Below are 16,910 nucleotides of genomic sequence, written 5' to 3'. Positions count from 1 at the left end.
AATTGACATTAAAAAGAACAGACTTCTTTTATGAATTACCAGAAGAGTTAATAGCACAAGTTCCATTAAAACAACGAGAAAAATCTAAACTTATGGTGTTAGATAAAGAAAGTGGAGATGTAAAACATACAGTCTTTGAAAATATTATAGATTATTTAAACGAGGGAGATTGTCTAGTATTAAATAATACTAGAGTGTTGCCAGCAAGGATATTTGGTAAAAGAAAAGAAACAGGCGGAGCAGTAGAGTTCTTACTACTGACAAGATTAGAAGGTGACAAATGGGAAACTTTAGTTAAACCAGGCAGAAAGGCTAAAATAGGAGATATAATAGAGTTTGGAGAAGGTTTGCTAGAAGCTCAGGTAGTGGATATAAAAGAAGACGGTATCAGAATAGTTGAATTTAAGTATGAAGGTATTTTTGAGGAGATACTAGATAAACTAGGAGAGATGCCTTTGCCTCCATATATTAAGGAAAAGTTACAAGATAAAGAACGTTATCAGACAGTGTATTCTAAAAAAGAAGGTTCAGCAGCCGCACCAACGGCAGGTTTGCATTTCACACAGGAACTTATGGATGCTATAAGAAAAAAAGGCGTAAAAATAGTATATATTACTTTACATGTTGGATTAGGAACTTTTAGACCTGTAAAAGAAGATGATCTAAGTGATCACAAGATGCACAGTGAATACTATGAGATAGATCAAGATACAGCAGATATTATAAATATGACCAAACAAAATGGAAATAAAGTTATAGCAGTAGGGACGACTTCTACTAGGACACTAGAATCAGTGTGTGATGATGATGGTCAGGTAGTTTCAAAAAGAGGATGGACAGATATATTTATATATCCGGGATATAAATTTAGAGTTATAGATGCACTGATAACTAATTTTCATTTACCAGAGTCCACGCTAATAATGCTTATAAGTGCACTAACAACTAGAGAAATAATATTAAATGCATATGAGATAGCAGTCAGAGAAAGATACAGATTCTTTAGTTTTGGTGATGCTATGTTAATTATATAAAGACATTAGGAGGAAACATTTATGATAAAATACGAACTAATAAAAGAATGTAGTCAGACGAAAGCAAGACTTGGTAAAATACACACACCACATGGAGTTATTGAGACACCAATATTTATGCCAGTTGGAACAAAAGCGACAGTAAAAACTATGACCCCTGAGGAACTAGAAAAAATAGGTGCTCAAATTATACTTGGAAACACATATCATTTATATCTAAGACCAGGACATAAGTTGGTAGAAGAAGCAGGAGGACTTCACAAATTCATGAACTGGAACAAGCCTATACTTACAGATAGTGGAGGATTCCAAGTATTTTCATTAGGAGATTTGAGAAAAATTACAGAAGAAGGTGTGGAGTTTAGATCTCATATAGATGGTTCAAAACACTTTATAAGTCCTGAAATATCAATAGAGATTCAAAACTCATTAGGTTCTGATATTGCAATGGCATTTGATGAGTGTCCACCTTATCCAGCAGATAGAGAGTATGTTAAAAAATCTCTAGAGAGAACAACAAGATGGGCTAAAAGGTGTAAGGAAGCACACAAAAAGCAAGACACACAGAGTATATTTGGTATTATACAAGGAGGTATGTATGAAGACCTTAGAGCTCAAAGTGCTAAGGAGATTATAGATTTGGATTTCCCAGGATATGCAGTAGGAGGTTTAAGTGTTGGAGAGCCAGCTGATATCATGTACAGGATATTGGACTTTACAGTGCCTTTAATGCCAAAAGATAAGCCTAGATACCTAATGGGAGTAGGAAGCCCTGATTACTTATTTGAAGCAGTTATAAGAGGTATTGATATGGCAGATTGTGTTTTACCAACACGTATAGCTAGAAATGGTACAGCCCTAACTAGTAGTGGTAAAGTGGTAATAAAAAATGCAAAGTACAAGAAAGATTTTTCGCCACTTGATCATGAATGTGATTGCTATGTATGCAAGAACTATAGCAGAGCTTATATCAGACATTTGTTTAAGTGTGAAGAAATACTAGGAGCTAGACTTACGACATATCATAATCTATATTTCTTACTAAAGCTAATGGAAAACATAAGAACAGCTATAAAAGAAGATAGATTACTAGAATATAAAAATGAGTTTTATAAAAAATATGGATATACAAAATAATTTGTTGTTGTATAGAGGATTTTTTGTTGTTATGTTGAATAGTTAATAAGTGATGTATGAAAGGAGGGTAAAGAATATGCAAGGTTTACAAAGTTTATTAATCCCTGTTCTTTTTCTGGGAGTGTTATATTTTCTATTAATAAGACCACAAAAGAAAAGAGAAAAAAATATCAGAGCTATGAGAGATGCAATGAAAATTGGTGATGATATAATTACCATAGGTGGGATTTACGGTAAAGTGACAAAGATAAAAGATGATTCTGTAGTAATAGAAGTAGGAGCAGACAAAGTAAAAATGACTGTTACTAAATGGAGTATAGGTAGTGTAGTTAACCAAGATACATTAAAAGAAACAAAATAGTTAAAACCATATAAAAGATTATGAGAGACTAAATTAACTAATTCTTAATTGGTCTCTTTTTTAATTAAGTATATTTATAAATTACAGCTTTTACAAAAAAACAATCAAGTGGTTAAGTCAATAGAGTAATGTGTACCAAATTCACAGAGATAATTTAAAATAACCAATACTGCCGTAACATAAGCAAGCTTATTATTCAATTTACTTCCTGACATAAAATACTTGATATTTAACCTGAATTAATCATGTAAATATAGTTATTAATTTTTCTATGAGTAATTTAGGTATATTATACAGTAATTAAAAAAGCTCTTGATGCATAAATATTGAGTAAAGACTGTAGGAGGTGGAAAAATGAGAAAATCTAGTCCAGACAGATATATTACAATGCTAACAAAAAGCTTAGTTTTATCCTTTCTTATTACACTAGTTTTCTTTGTAATTTATGCGTTAATATTAACCTATAGTAGTTTGTCAGAAAGTACAATACCAGCAGTAAATACTGCTATAATGATAACTTCAGTTTCAGCAGGGTCTATTAGCATGACAAAGAAAGTACATAATAGAGGTTGGCTAAACGGAGGTTTAGTAGGGATACTGTATATGATAGTAATAGTAATATTCAGTAGTCTTTATAACAGAACATTTTGTATGGACAGCTACGTTTTTATAAAGAGTCTTATAGGTTTATTTTCTGGAGTAATTAGTGGAATTATTGGAATTAATCTAAAATAGCACTTTATAAAGAATATATGTTGTGTTATAATTTTTAAGTAAATTATTTTCTAGGGAGGACTTCAAAATGAAGCATATAAAGACTTTAAACACTAAAAATTTAAATAATACAGCTAAAAACGGAGGTTGCGGAGAGTGCCAAACTTCATGTCAATCAGCTTGTAAGACATCTTGTACAGTTGGAAATCAAAGCTGTGAGAATAAAAACTAGAAAGAAAGTAGTGGAAAACCACTGCTTTTTTAAACTTATAATTAACTAATATAAATAGTATTTTATAAATCCATTTAAATTTCTATTGATTATATAAATAATATGCTGTAGAATGGTAAATGGAATTATAATACAGGAGGAAGCAGATGTTAAAGATACACAAATTTGAGCTTAATGAAAAGAAAATAGTCTTAGACATTAATAGTGGAGCTGTCCATATAGTCGATGATATAATTTGGGATGTATTAGATTTATACGATGAAAAAGATATAAAGGAAATCGAGTCAAAGTTGGAGAATAAGTATAGTAGGCAGTCGATAGACGAAGCGCTAAAAGAAGTGCAGTACTTAGTCAAACAAGGTTCGCTCTATTCTGAAAGCCAATACCCAGAAGACTTGGACTACAACAAAAACAATTTGGTCAAAGCAATGTGTTTACATATAGCACATGACTGTAACTTAAGGTGTAGTTATTGTTTTGCTTCACAAGGAGATTATAATAAAGAAGAAAGATTACTAATGCCTTTAGAAGTTGGTAAAAAGGCACTAGAATATCTTGTGCAAAATTCAGGTTCAAGAAGAAATTTAGAAGTTGATTTCTTTGGTGGAGAGCCTTTAATGAATTTTGATGTTGTAAAAGAATTAGTCTATTATGGTAGAGAACTTGAAAAGAAGCATAACAAGAACTTTAGATTTACCATAACTACTAATGCTGTTTTATTGGACAAACCTAAAATGGAGTTTATCAACGAGCATATGAGCAATGTTGTTATGAGTTTAGACGGCAGAAAAGAAATAAATGATGCTATGAGATTAACTGCAAACAATAAAGGAAGTTATGATTTAATAGTCTCTAATATAGCCGAGATGATAAAGCTAAGAGGAGACAAAGACTATTTTGTTAGAGGAACATTTACATCTAAGAATTTGGATTTTACAGAAGATGTCAAACACTTTTATGATTTAGGTTTCAAAAAAACATCTGTTGAACCAGTAGTTACAGACTTAAAACATGATTATGCAATTAAAGAGGAGCACTTGGAAACAATACTAAATGAGTATGAAAAATTATCTAAATTTTATTTAGATGTAAAGAAAAAGGCTGACAATTTTTCTTTTTTCCATTTTAATATAGACTTAAATCAAGGACCATGTATATATAAAAGACTTGCAGGATGTGGAGCAGGATCTGAATATATGGCAGTAACACCAGAAGGAGATTTATATCCATGTCATCAATTTGTTGGAGACTTAGATTTTAGAATGGGAAATGTATTTGAAGGAATAATAAATAATAATATTAGAGATAATTTTAAAAAAGTAAATGTTCTTAATAAAGAAGAGTGCAAAAAGTGTTGGGCTAGGTATTATTGTAGCGGAGGTTGTCATGCTAATGCATATTATTCCAATGGTGATATAATGAATCCTTATAGTGTTGGCTGTGAAATGGAAAGAAAAAGAATAGAGTGTGCTATATCCGTGCAGGCCAATTTAATATAGAGGGGGATATTATGATTATTGAATTTGATGGTAAGACTCCTCGATATGATGATTCATGTTTTATCGCAGAGTGTGCAGTTTTAATAGGGGATGTCAAATTGGGTGAAAATACAAGCATATGGTATAATTGTGTTCTCAGAGGAGATGCAAATAAAATAATAGTAGGCAAGAATACAAATATACAAGATGGAAGTGTGATTCATGCTAGTGAAGACTTAGCAACAATAATTGGAGATAGTGTAACAGTTGGACACAAAGCAATCCTTCATGCTTGCAAAATAGGAAACAATGTATTAGTAGGTATGGGATCAATTATACTAGATGGTTGTGAGATTGAAGATAATGTACTAATAGGTGCAGGAAGTGTTGTTACACCTGATAAAAAAATTGAGGCAGGAAGTTTAGTATTGGGATCACCAGCAAAAGTAGTTAGAAAACTAACAAAAGAAGAGATATCTCAACTAGAAGCATCTGCTAAAGACTATGTAAATTATGCTAAAAAACACAAAAAATAGTTATAACACTTAAGGAGGAGGAAAAATGAATAAAAGGAATTTAGTAATACTTCTATTGGTATTAGCAGTAGTTGGAGTATTATCATATAGTTCTATTTATGGTTTAAATGTAGGAGATTATGGTTTAAAACCAGTTAGAGATGAAATGAAACTAGGCCTTGACTTAGAAGGTGGAGTATTCGTAGTATTAGAAGCACAAACAGATTTAAAAGGTGAAACACTAAAAACTAAAATGCAAGAAGCTAAAACAATAATATCACAAAGAGTTGATGGTCTTGGAGTTACACAACCAGAGATAGTTTTAGAAGGTACTAATAGAATTAGAATAGAACTTCCAGGAATAAAAAATACTAAAGATGCTTTAGCTATGATAGGTAAAACAGCAAAATTAGAGTTCAAAGATCCAGAAGGAAACGTGATAATAACAGGTGAAGATGTTAGTAAATCAAACTACGGATTAGACAGATATAGAAAACCAGCAGTAGATTTAGAGTTTAGTAAAGAAGGAGCAAAAAAGTTTAAAGATTTAACAGCCAAGTTAAGTCAGAAAGGAACTGCAGAAGAGAGAACAATCCCAATAGTACTAGATGGTAAAATCATATCATCTCCAGTATTACAGCCAGGATTAGTTATATCAGATGGAAAAGCTCAAATAACAGGTAACTTTACACAAGAAACAGCTACAAACTTAGCAACATTGATTAGAGCAGGTGCATTACCTTTAGAAATGAAAGAAGTAGAGTCATCAATAATAGGGCCTACATTAGGTTTAGAATCATTAGATAAAAGTATATATGCAGCTGGTATAGGTTTAGCATGTATTTTCGTTTTCATGGTAATAATGTACAAAATACCTGGATTAATTGCTGATATAGCTTTAACTATATTCATTTTGATAGTACTAGGCTCAATGATAGTAATGAAAGCATCTTTAACATTACCGGGTATAGCAGGTTTAATACTGTCTATAGGTATGGCTGTAGATGCAAATGTAGTAATATTTGAAAGAATAAAAGAAGAACTAAGAGCTGGAAAAACTATACGTACAGCTGTAGATGCAGGATTTAAAAGAGCACTTACAACGGTAATGGACTCAAATATAACAACTCTAATAGCAGGTATAGTGTTGTTCTATTTTGGTACAGGGCCGATAAAAGGATTTGCCGTTACATTAGTAATAGGTATAGTTGCATCATTGTTTACAGCAGTATTTATAACTAAGTTTTTACTTAAAATTATAATAAGTTTAAATATTACTAAAAACAACAAGTTATACGGAGCATAGGAGGGAGAAAAGTGAATATAATTAAGAGAAGAAATATATTTTTCGCATTATCTGGCCTGCTAATAATTGTAGGACTAGTGGTGTTCTTCACAAGCGGATTAAATTTAGCGATAGATTTTACTGGTGGAACATTAATGCAAATAGAATTAGATAAAACAATAGAAGTTCCTGAGATAAGACAGATAACAGATGGATTTGATAAAAGTGCTGAGATAATACATGCAGGTGATAACAAGAGTCAAATAATAATAAAAACAAAAGAAGATTTAAACAATGAAAAGAGACAAAGTGTATTTAATCAGTTTAAAGAAAAATATAAACTAAAAGATGAAGCTTTCTTACAATCAAGAAAAATTGGACCATCTATAGGAGAAGAAATAAAGAGAAGAGCAGTATTGTCAGTAGTAGCAGCTACAATAGGAATGTTAATCTATATAACAATTAGATTCCAGTTCTTATATGGACTATCAGCAGTAATTGCGTTGCTACATGATGTATTGATAGCAATAGCGTTCTATGCGGTATTTAAAGTTCCAGTAAATAGCTCATTTGTTGCAGCGATACTTACAATAGTTGGTTACTCAATAAATGATACAATAGTAGTATTTGATAGAATAAGAGAAAACCTAGGTAAGATGAGAAAAGAAAGTTATGATGATATAATAAACACAAGTATATCTCAAACTATAGTTAGATCAATAAATACATCCTTTACAACACTTATAGCAATATCTTCACTATATATATTTGGTGTTGAAGCAGTAAAAGATTTTGCATTACCACTAATCATAGGTATTGTAGTAGGAACATATTCATCAATATTTATAGCAAGCCCAATATGGTATATCTTTAAAAAAGGTGGACATAGTAAAACTAAAAGAGCATAAATTATAATAAATAAAAGGGACATCTCATTATTTTTGAGATGTCTCTTTTAGAATTGAGGGTAAATTTAAGGATCTTTTTATTAGAGGAAAAAATCAATATTGGTCGAATAATATAAATATATCTGAAATAATTTTGTAAATTCAGATAAAAAATAACACATACATAAATAAAGAGGTGGTTGAATGCAAGCTGGTTTTATAGGTTCGTTGATATTTGCTATATTAATTACAATATTTGCACTGCAAAACGCAACTGCAGTAGATGTAAAAATATTATTTACAACAGTCACAATGTCACAAGCGCTAGTAATACTAGTATCAGCTAGTTTAGGAGCAATCGTAGTTGCAATATTTGGATTGATAAGAGAGTATAAGGCTAATAACAAAATGAAAGAACTTAATAATAATATTAGCGAATTTGAAACTAAAATTAAGCAATATGAGTTAAAAATAAGCGAACTTGAAAGTAAATCTGAAAGTAAAGAAGATACAAACAAAAAACAAAATGTTGAGGAAAAAAAAGACACAATAGGAGAGTCATTAGGAATATTAGCTAAAAAAAATGATGATGAAAATATTAATAGAGGATATGAAAGATTGTAAATTTAAATAACACCCCTCATAGTAGACAATTAAAACAGTTTGATTAGTTTGCTATAAGGGGTGTTTTATTATTTCAAGAAAAATCCTGATACATAGTAATGAAGTGAGTTTGCTTTTTTATTATAAATATCAACTCTCTTTGATAGACTGAAATTTGACCCTTCAATTCCATACACGTACAAATACTTACCATCAGTAGAAAACATCTTATTACCAGATATAATTATTTGTGCAAGGTTATGATTAAAAGTTACTAGTTTATGAGATTTAGATTTCTTATCATATATAGTTAGCTTATTACCAATACCTTGGACAACATTAAAGTGTGAAATATAAAGATTGCCTTGAGTCTGTATAATCTGAAAAGGATAAATTTCCTTGAGTGGTATACTATTTATAGCATATGTTTTTAGATTTAAGATACTAAGGAGATTAGAAGGTACTTCTTTTTCTGAGGTTTTGTTGTATTTCATTGAATTAGTAAAATACATAGAAGTATTATCAAAAACCGCGCCTAATTGGTCATGGCCAAATCTTGACATATTGATATTTTTAATAATAGATAGGTCATTAGTGTTTACTATAAATAGTTTTGATTCAATACCGTTATCAGGTGTATTTCTAAAGCCAAATGCATATAGTTTTTCATCATTAACAGCTAATTTTCCTATAAACATATTTTTAATAGTTAGAGTAGTTAAATTTTGATTTGTTCGATTATATCTGCTAATTATTGAATTTGAATTTAACGTATTTACCGTATATATAAAATCATTGTCAACGCAAAAACTATTCATATTTGATTGCTCAATGTTATGAGTTATGTGTTTACCGTTAACCAGATTAAATTCTAGTACAACGGTCAACTCTTTTATATTACCGATTCCTTTTGGTATAACAAACATAGAGTTTTCATGAATCTGTGGTAAATCAAAATACGAAGACATTGAGCCGTATTCGAGGTTTATAGAGTTTACCTCACTATAGTTATTATCATATAGACTAATAGTGCTTTCGTTGTCTTGAGATGTTGTTTGTATTACACCAACGACGAAATTTGAATTAAATCTATCAGTTTTAAAATGATAAAATACTAATATTACTAACAAAATTAATGTTATAGCTAAAAGCTTATTTTTTATGATTATTTTATTGCTCATAGATAGTATAAGTTTTGTTTGTATTTATAAGCTCAACTGGATGAATTGCAGTCAAATATGAAGCAGTATCAAGATCCAAATCAAATAAATCTTTATAAGCAGCATATACTAATTGAGAGCAATAGAACTTATCACGAGTCCGTTTGTTAAGGAAATTAAAGTTATAAGGTTTGCCTATCTGTTGATAGCACCAATTAGCTGCCTGAGCATCCTCGGAATCATTAGTGTCATATGGAGTAACACCATAGCACGTTTTTCTTGTTACATTCCAATCATTTCTTCCAGTGGAGACACCGCTACTATGAGATTCAACAACGGTAGAAGTAGACCATATAATAGCAGCATGTCCAAGTTTTATTAAACCTTTATACTTATCCTTAGTTACAAGAATAACACCTTTTCTAGTGGGATAGTTACCAAAAGATTTAGTAGATGCACTACAAGCAAAATCATTTAGGTTTTTATGGTCAGCACGAACAGTGGTGGCATCAGCTTTTTCCCAATCTTTTAATAACTCATTTTCATTAAATGTAAATTGATCATTTGCTAAAACAGGTACACATAAAGATAAAACTACTAATAATACTAATAAAAATTTGAATAATTTCATTTAAATTCCTCCTTTAAAAATAATAATAATTGCTAGAAAAATTGCCTCCTTTCTTAAATATTCTATATATATAGATAAACGAATATTTGTTTTTGTTCCAAAAATGTAAAAAAATTATTAAATTAATTTAATAATTATTGGAAATTAATAGTGTATTGACAAATTACTAAGTATAGTGTTATATTGATTATATTGTACATGTTTAATATGCACAATTTTAAATCAATAAGATTGTACTTTACTGAAAAATTATTTTCTTACAACAAATTGAGTATAAAAAATAATCAAATTAGGAGGAATAGTATGAATAATTTAACATTAAGTGAAAAATTCACATTACTTGCAATGAATGAAAAACGTAAAATCAATTATTTTTTAGGATTACAAAATGGAATATACGTAAGCTCTTTGTTAGAGCTATATAAAGAAAAAATTGTTATAAATTATAATTCAGTAAAGGTTGCATCACAGCTACCTGTAAAGCATAGCGAAGTAAGATCCATGTACGAATTTATACAAGAAAACGAAAATGAGCCTCTTGATAAAATCATGAAGAGATTTGTCAGTCCGTTTCGTACGAATCTTCGTAAAGAATTAAAATCTGATGTAATAAACTCAGTAAATAAAAAAGTTTTTGAAAACAATAATTCAAATAAATGTGATGATGTTGTCAAAGAAATAATTGATAATATTCATGAACAGATTTCTAAAACTAATGATGTGGAATCCGTTGTTCTTGCAAAGCTATTAATTGAGTTTAAAATAGCTAAACGATATTTTGATAAAGATAAACGTAAAGAGCTCAAATCGCTACTTAAAAATGAAAGTACATTTAGTAGTGAGATAAAAGAAATGATGAAAGTGATTAAGTCATTGGCAGCTGTAGGTGCTTTAGCAGGTGCAGGAGTAGTATAATTATCACTATCGGAGATATATTATGGTTCTAATAGTCAATTTGACTAAAAAGGGTTTTATTGGATAGGATAGAGCTGATAAAACGGCAACGCTTAAAGCAATAATGAACTTAATAAATGATGACAATGGTTTTATTAAGATATTTGGGAAAGATAATATTATAGATAAAAAAGAGATTTTTAGATTCCAAATATTACTAGAATCATTAAAGATAGGAGGCTGAGATGCTTAAAATCGAGAATCTTTGTAAAAAATACGATAATTTCCAGCTCAAAAATGTTTCATTTGAAGTACCAACTGGCTATATTGTTGGCTTTATAGGTAAAAATGGTGCTGGCAAATCTACAACAATAAAATCAATGCTTAATATAGTTCACCCCGATAGCGGGAGTGTTACTGTATTTGGTAAAGATTATTTTAAAAACGAACTTCAATTAAAACAGCAAATTGGATTATCAATGGGAGGTTTTGATTATTATCGCAGTAAAAAGATAAAAACTCTCACAGAAGTTTATAGACGATTTTTTGAAGAATGGGATGAAGAACAGTATAGGAAGTTAATGGCATATTTTAAACTCAATGAAGATCTTAAAATCAAGGAACTTTCCGAAGGTATGCGTTCTAAATATGCTACTACGCTTGCACTTTCTCATAATGCAAAATTGTTGATTTTTGATGAGCCAACAAGTGGTCTTGACCCAATTGCACGTAACGAATTGCTTGAGTTATTTCAGTCTGTAATTGAAAATGGCGACAAAAGTATTTTATTTTCTACACATATTACATCAGATTTAGATAGATGTGCAGATTATATCGTATTTATTCGTGATGGAGAAATAATTGCAAATATGACGAAGGATGATTTGATTGACAGTCACAGAGTTATTGGAGGGAGCAATAGCCAACTTACAGATGAACTCAGAGCAAAAATGATAGGTGTGCAAAAAAATGCATTTGGATTTAATGGAATGATTCTCACAGAGAATATCCCATCAAATATTAATCTAAAGCAATCAACTCCAAATATTGAAGATATCATACTATACTATAATCTGGAGGATGATCATGAAAAATTTGATTTATAAAGAACTAAAACTTACTATTTCACCGGTTTTATATTTATTCACTGCTTTGACATTGTTTATGTTTATCCCAAGTTTTCCGCCTATTTCAAATATGGCTTATTCTTTAATAGGTCTTATCACTATTTTAAACGTAGCAATAGGCGAGCGTGATTTTGAATTTACAGCTCTTTTGCCAGTGCCACGTAGATACATTGTTGCAAGTAAATGCTTTGATTTGATATATTCACAATTTATACAGCTTTTAGCTGCAATACCATGCTCCATTTTACTAGTACGTGTGATTGCACCAAATGGAAATGCTCTTGGACAAAACACAAATATTTTCTTTTTCGGGATGGTTTTTATTAACTACGCAATATTCAACCTTATCTTTTTACCATGGTTTTTTAAAACTGCCAAAAAAGTTAATAAACCACTATTAACAGGTTTAGGGGCATTTTTAGTAATGTCGATACTATATGCTGTAATAATTAAAATATTTCCCATACTTAACGGTATAAGTGCAACAGGAGCAAAACTAAGAGTTATAATACTTATCATAGCGATAGCCATCTATTTGGGAATAACGTACCTAGCATATAGATTAGCACTTAATAATTTTAAAAAAGTGAGTCTGTAGTATGGATGTATCCATATTAATGTCAGCTGACAAACCTATATATGAGCAAATCTACGAGCAAATAGTCGCACAGATATTAAACGGAACAATGGAGCCAAATTACCGACTTCCTCCAATTAGAAAGATTGCTAAAGAGCTTGGAGTAAGTGTTATAACAATTAAAAAAGCATGGGAAATGCTTGAACAGAGAGGTTTTATTTATACAGTGGTTGGTAGGGGATGTTTTGTGGCAGAAAATATATCACATGAACTAGAAGATAAAAAAATAGCTCTTGCAAAGGAAAAACTCAAAAAAAATCTTAATTACTATCGTGAGCTTGGTATTTCTGTTGATAAGTTATGTGAGTATATCAGGGAGTTATATTGAAAAATATTAAACTCAATAAGATCACTAAGAAAAGACAAAAGCTCCTTCGCAATAGAAAGGAATTTTTTCTTACCATTTACACAGGTAAAAGAAATAACTACTTTGATAATGCAAAGAGAAGAAGCTTAAGTCATATCTAAAAATCAAAGATTAATTTATTAAGATATGGTATAAAACAAAAACTTTCAAAAAACAATATGTCGATGTCATTAAAAGGGGCATCTGCTTGATTGGAAGGTCTATTTTATAAAGAAAGGAAAGATAAGTATGTCAACAAATAAGTTGTTATCAGCAAATCTTTTAAAAGCAGGTCTAATAGGATTACTAGTCATAGTAATAAAACTTATTCCATTAGAAACGATTTGTGGAATAAATGCAACGACAGGAGAAGTCGGTGCAATGCCTAAATTTTATTTTATTCCAATGTTTTTGATCTATGGTGTTATAGCGTTAGAACTTGCTAATATCAAAAGCAATTTAAACATAGGTAAAAAAGGTGCGTTTATCATAATATTTATGTTCTTTTTCGTCATTGATATCTTATTATCAAAATTAGAAGGAAACTTTTTTATAGAAGATTATCCACTTCTATTTAATATCGGTTCTGGATTTTTAGAAAACATATTGATTACAATAGGTATTTTCTATCTATGGAAACAAGAAGATGTTATAAGCAGTGCAAAAGAGAAAGTAAATAATTATTTTAGATCAAGATCACTATTTAGTTGGGTGTGGAGAGTTATAGTAGTTCTTATCTTATCTTTTATAATTTATATGATTATTGGAGCAATGGCGTATCCACTAACAGGCCCGTACATGGAAAAGTTAATTAAAATACCTACTATGTTTGAAAACTTCTTAATTCAAATATTTAGAGGTGTTGCATATCTATTTGTGACAGTACCAATAATAGTTTTTTGGAAGAAAAGCTTAAAGTCGCTTTTACTAAATTTAATTTTTATAAATATATTACTTTATCCAGTTTTAGGTTATGCCTTTGCTTATTTTTTTCCTCCAATGTTCAGATTAATTGATGGAATAGTCTTATCATTACACATGACTGCATTTAGCTGGCTACAAATCAAATTTTTAAAAAAAGGGAACAGTTTCTAATATATAAGTTTTATTTAAGATTTTGTATGTGATAGGATAAAATAAATTATGAAAGATAAATAGAATAAATACAAAAGAGAGAAACATCTGTTGTTTTTATAAAAAAATAGTAGTGTTTTTCTTTTTTTTATAGCCAAAAACCAAACTTTAGTTATAACTGTATTTTACAAGAAATATAAATTTCAGTAAAACATGTTTAACTAGAATTATGAGGAAAAACGTTATAAAAACAATAATAACATTTGAATGAATATAGAATATAAGATATAATTATTATGTGATTTTTAAAGGATAATAGGTGAAGAAATGAATCCATTTTTTATAAACAACAATAAATGTAATGAAGAGCTAGTAAATAAAATTAGCAAGGAATTTGGAATATCTAAGTTAGTTTCTACGGTATTGGTTAAAAGAGGATTAACTGATTTAGAAGATTGCAAGCAGTTTTTGTATGCAAAAATAGAAGATTTGTATGATCCATATTTGCTGAGTGATATGGATAAGGCAGTTGATAGAATAATAAAAGCAATAAAGAATCAAGAAAACATATGGATATATGGAGATTATGATGTTGATGGAGTAACAAGTACATCACTACTAAAAATATATTTACAAGAGTGTGGTGTAGATGCAAATTATTACATACCAAATAGGTTTACAGAAGGATACGGTATAAATAATGAGGCTTTAGATACAATAAAAAAAAGCCAAGGAGATTTAGTCATAAGCGTTGATTGTGGGATAACATCAGTTCTGCAGGCTGAATATTGTAAACAATTAGGTATGGATATAATAATTACAGATCACCATGAATGCCAAGAAGAACTACCTAATTGTATAGCAGTTATCAATCCGAAAAAGACAAACTGTACATATCCATGTAAATATCTAGCAGGAGTAGGGATAGCATTTAAGCTTGTGCAATCATTAGCTATTAAAATGGGGATAGATATAGATTATAAAAAATATCTACCTATAGTTGCATTCGGCACAATAGCAGACATAGTTCCATTAAGAGATGAAAATAGAATCATAGTAAAATACGGTCTGCAAATGATAAATGAGTCACAGAATAAAGGGCTTAGAGAGCTAATAAAAGTATGCGGATTAGAAAACAAGAAAATAACTAGTGGACATATAGGATATATGCTTGCACCTAGGATAAACGCTTGTGGAAGATTAGACTCTGCTTCATATGGTGTAGAACTATTTACATGTGATGACGATGATAAAGCTAAAAAGATTGCAAAGTTACTAAATGATGAAAATATGAAAAGACAAGATATAGAAGCTGATATTTTAAAGAGGGCAAATGAAATAATAGACGAAAAACACAATTTAGACAATGAAAAGGTACTAGTAATTGACTCAGAAAATTGGAATCATGGAGTTATAGGTATAGTTAGCTCTAGAATAACAGAAAAATACTATAGGCCATCAGTGATGCTATCAGTAGAAGGTGAAGAAGCTAGAGGCTCAGCGAGAAGTATAAAAAACTTTGATATGTTCTTGAATCTTAGTAAATGCAAGAATCTATTCATAAAGTTTGGAGGACACGAGCAAGCAGCAGGTTTGTCAATAAAAAAGGAAAATATAGCTGAGTTTAGAAGGTGTATAAATGAAATAGCAAATGAAGTATTGGTTGCTGAAGATTTAACTCCAGAGGTTAGAGTAGATAAAGAGTTAGAATATACTGAGATAAATATAGAAAACATAAATCAATTAAGTCTTTTAGAGCCTTTTGGTATGGGTAATTCTAGTCCGATATTTATGTCTAAAAACGTTAAGATATCATATATAAAAGCAATAGGAAAAGAAGGAAAACATCTAAAGTTATCGCTAGACTTTAATGGAAATTTAATCGATGCAGTATACTTTAACAGAGGACATTTATTAGATGAACTCAGTAATAGGTCAAGCATAGATATCATATACACAATGGATATAAATAGTTATAATGGTGTAGAGAGAACACAGCTTATGATAAAGTATATAGCTTCTACTAATGAAATAATAAATAAATTAAACAACAACTATATTTCTTCTTTTAACCAGTGTTTAATCAATCAACAGCTTATAAAAGAAGACTACACTAATCTTTATCAAACTATAGCTACAAATGAGATCATAGAGCTTCTAAAAGATGAAATACCTACAGTAATAATAACTAATAACTATTTTAGTGCAAAAGCTATTTTAGAAGATATGAGTTATCAGGGTAGAGATTTATATAAAAAGACAGATATACAATATGCAGTAATAAACAATATGAAGAAAGAAAATGCAATATTAATTAACCCAGTGTTTGAGAAAACTATATTTGATAAATTTGATAGAGTTATATTATTTGACGATAATTACAATATAAAATATAAAGATATAGTAGAGAGTAGTAAAATACTAATAGTAGAGCAAGAAGAAAAGTACAAAATAAATGTTCTATTTAATAAAATAACTCCATCTATAGAAGAAATGAGGATTATATACAAATATCTACTTGTCAACAAACAAAAAAAGAAATACAATATAAATTGTGTGACTAAAGAAATAGAAACCAAGTTTAGTTTAAAGATAAATAAATTCAAATTTGAACTAAGTATGTATATATTTGAGGATTGTAACATTATTGATTTACAAAGAGATAAAGAGTGTTTCAGTATAAAGCTCAAACCAGCAAGTAAAATAGATATCTTATCAAATAGATTATATCAGAATTACAAAGCAATAAAAGAAATAAATACTAAAATACTGAGTACGTAGTAATTGGCTCGAAT

Annotated in this window: 18 protein-coding genes; 16 read left to right on the top strand and 2 right to left on the bottom strand. The window is 29.6% G+C overall.

Annotated elements, in window-relative coordinates; translation table 11 throughout:
• Positions 1 to 2 precede the first annotated feature (2 nt).
• From queA to P3X86_RS05125, 10 genes are all read left to right on the top strand, one after another.
• Positions 3 to 1,034, top strand: coding sequence for a tRNA preQ1(34) S-adenosylmethionine ribosyltransferase-isomerase QueA (gene queA, locus P3X86_RS05170; protein WP_483291561.1), 1,032 nt, complete (start codon positions 3 to 5; stop codon positions 1,032 to 1,034).
• Positions 1,035 to 1,055: 21 nt separating this feature from the next.
• Positions 1,056 to 2,171, top strand: coding sequence for a tRNA guanosine(34) transglycosylase Tgt (gene tgt, locus P3X86_RS05165; RefSeq protein WP_483291560.1), 1,116 nt, complete (start codon positions 1,056 to 1,058; stop codon positions 2,169 to 2,171).
• A 76-nt stretch (positions 2,172 to 2,247) separates the two neighbouring features.
• Positions 2,248 to 2,532, top strand: coding sequence for a preprotein translocase subunit YajC (yajC, locus tag P3X86_RS05160; protein ID WP_483291559.1), 285 nt, complete (start codon positions 2,248 to 2,250; stop codon positions 2,530 to 2,532).
• A 354-nt stretch (positions 2,533 to 2,886) separates the two neighbouring features.
• Positions 2,887 to 3,267, top strand: coding sequence for a TIGR04086 family membrane protein (locus P3X86_RS05155; protein WP_483291558.1), 381 nt, complete (start codon positions 2,887 to 2,889; stop codon positions 3,265 to 3,267).
• 67 nt (positions 3,268 to 3,334) lie between these two features.
• Positions 3,335 to 3,478: a six-cysteine ranthipeptide SCIFF gene (gene scfA, locus P3X86_RS05150; protein WP_483291557.1), complete on the top strand. Its 144-nt coding sequence runs from the start codon at positions 3,335 to 3,337 to the stop codon at positions 3,476 to 3,478.
• Positions 3,479 to 3,624: 146 nt separating this feature from the next.
• Positions 3,625 to 4,977, top strand: a complete 1,353-nt coding sequence (gene scfB, locus P3X86_RS05145) for a thioether cross-link-forming SCIFF peptide maturase (protein WP_483291556.1) — start codon at positions 3,625 to 3,627, stop codon at positions 4,975 to 4,977.
• A gap of 11 nt (positions 4,978 to 4,988) precedes the next feature.
• Entirely contained in the window at positions 4,989 to 5,492 is a 504-nt protein-coding gene (locus tag P3X86_RS05140; protein WP_483291555.1) for a gamma carbonic anhydrase family protein, read from the top strand.
• 25 nt (positions 5,493 to 5,517) lie between these two features.
• Positions 5,518 to 6,777 carry a protein translocase subunit SecD gene (gene secD / locus P3X86_RS05135; RefSeq protein ID WP_483291554.1) on the top strand — a complete coding sequence of 420 codons (1,260 nt, stop codon included), beginning with the start codon at positions 5,518 to 5,520 and terminating at the stop codon, positions 6,775 to 6,777.
• A gap of 11 nt (positions 6,778 to 6,788) precedes the next feature.
• Positions 6,789 to 7,664, top strand: a complete 876-nt coding sequence (gene secF / locus P3X86_RS05130; RefSeq protein ID WP_483291553.1) for a protein translocase subunit SecF — start codon at positions 6,789 to 6,791, stop codon at positions 7,662 to 7,664.
• A gap of 183 nt (positions 7,665 to 7,847) precedes the next feature.
• Positions 7,848 to 8,267, top strand: a complete 420-nt coding sequence (locus P3X86_RS05125; RefSeq protein ID WP_483291552.1) for a LapA family protein — start codon at positions 7,848 to 7,850, stop codon at positions 8,265 to 8,267.
• 68 nt (positions 8,268 to 8,335) lie between these two features.
• Here P3X86_RS05125 and P3X86_RS05120 read toward each other — a convergent pair whose 3' ends face one another.
• Both P3X86_RS05120 and P3X86_RS05115 read right to left on the bottom strand, forming a co-directional pair.
• Positions 8,336 to 9,427, bottom strand: a complete 1,092-nt coding sequence (locus P3X86_RS05120; protein WP_483291551.1) for a hypothetical protein — start codon at positions 9,425 to 9,427, stop codon at positions 8,336 to 8,338.
• The gene (locus P3X86_RS05115) at positions 9,417 to 10,037 is read right to left on the bottom strand and encodes a YiiX/YebB-like N1pC/P60 family cysteine hydrolase (RefSeq protein ID WP_483291550.1); all 621 of its coding nucleotides are present in this window, start codon (positions 10,035 to 10,037) and stop codon (positions 9,417 to 9,419) included. The genes P3X86_RS05120 and P3X86_RS05115 overlap by 11 nt, the downstream gene beginning before the upstream one ends.
• A gap of 303 nt (positions 10,038 to 10,340) precedes the next feature.
• Between P3X86_RS05115 and P3X86_RS05110 the strand changes: the two genes are divergently transcribed.
• The 6 genes from P3X86_RS05110 to recJ all read left to right on the top strand — a co-directional run bounded on the left by P3X86_RS05110 (position 10,341) and on the right by recJ (position 16,896).
• The gene (locus tag P3X86_RS05110) at positions 10,341 to 10,952 is read left to right on the top strand and encodes a hypothetical protein (protein ID WP_483291549.1); all 612 of its coding nucleotides are present in this window, start codon (positions 10,341 to 10,343) and stop codon (positions 10,950 to 10,952) included.
• A gap of 224 nt (positions 10,953 to 11,176) precedes the next feature.
• Entirely contained in the window at positions 11,177 to 12,037 is an 861-nt protein-coding gene (locus P3X86_RS05105; protein WP_483291548.1) for an ABC transporter ATP-binding protein, read from the top strand.
• Complete coding sequence (locus P3X86_RS05100) at positions 12,018 to 12,656, top strand: hypothetical protein (RefSeq protein ID WP_483291547.1); 639 nt, start codon at positions 12,018 to 12,020, stop codon at positions 12,654 to 12,656. The genes P3X86_RS05105 and P3X86_RS05100 overlap by 20 nt, the downstream gene beginning before the upstream one ends.
• A gap of 1 nt (position 12,657) precedes the next feature.
• Positions 12,658 to 13,023: a GntR family transcriptional regulator gene (locus P3X86_RS05095; protein ID WP_483291546.1), complete on the top strand. Its 366-nt coding sequence runs from the start codon at positions 12,658 to 12,660 to the stop codon at positions 13,021 to 13,023.
• A 267-nt stretch (positions 13,024 to 13,290) separates the two neighbouring features.
• Positions 13,291 to 14,136, top strand: a complete 846-nt coding sequence (locus tag P3X86_RS05090; protein ID WP_483291545.1) for a hypothetical protein — start codon at positions 13,291 to 13,293, stop codon at positions 14,134 to 14,136.
• Between the two features lie 306 nt (positions 14,137 to 14,442).
• On the top strand, positions 14,443 to 16,896 hold the full coding sequence (gene recJ, locus P3X86_RS05085) for a single-stranded-DNA-specific exonuclease RecJ (protein ID WP_483291544.1): 2,454 nt from the start codon (positions 14,443 to 14,445) through the stop codon (positions 16,894 to 16,896).
• Positions 16,897 to 16,910 lie beyond the last annotated feature (14 nt).

Source organism: Abyssisolibacter sp. ZYX002, from assembly GCF_056892235.1.
Note: the sequence above shows the minus strand (reverse complement) of the source record. Positions and strands in the feature narration are given on the sequence as shown.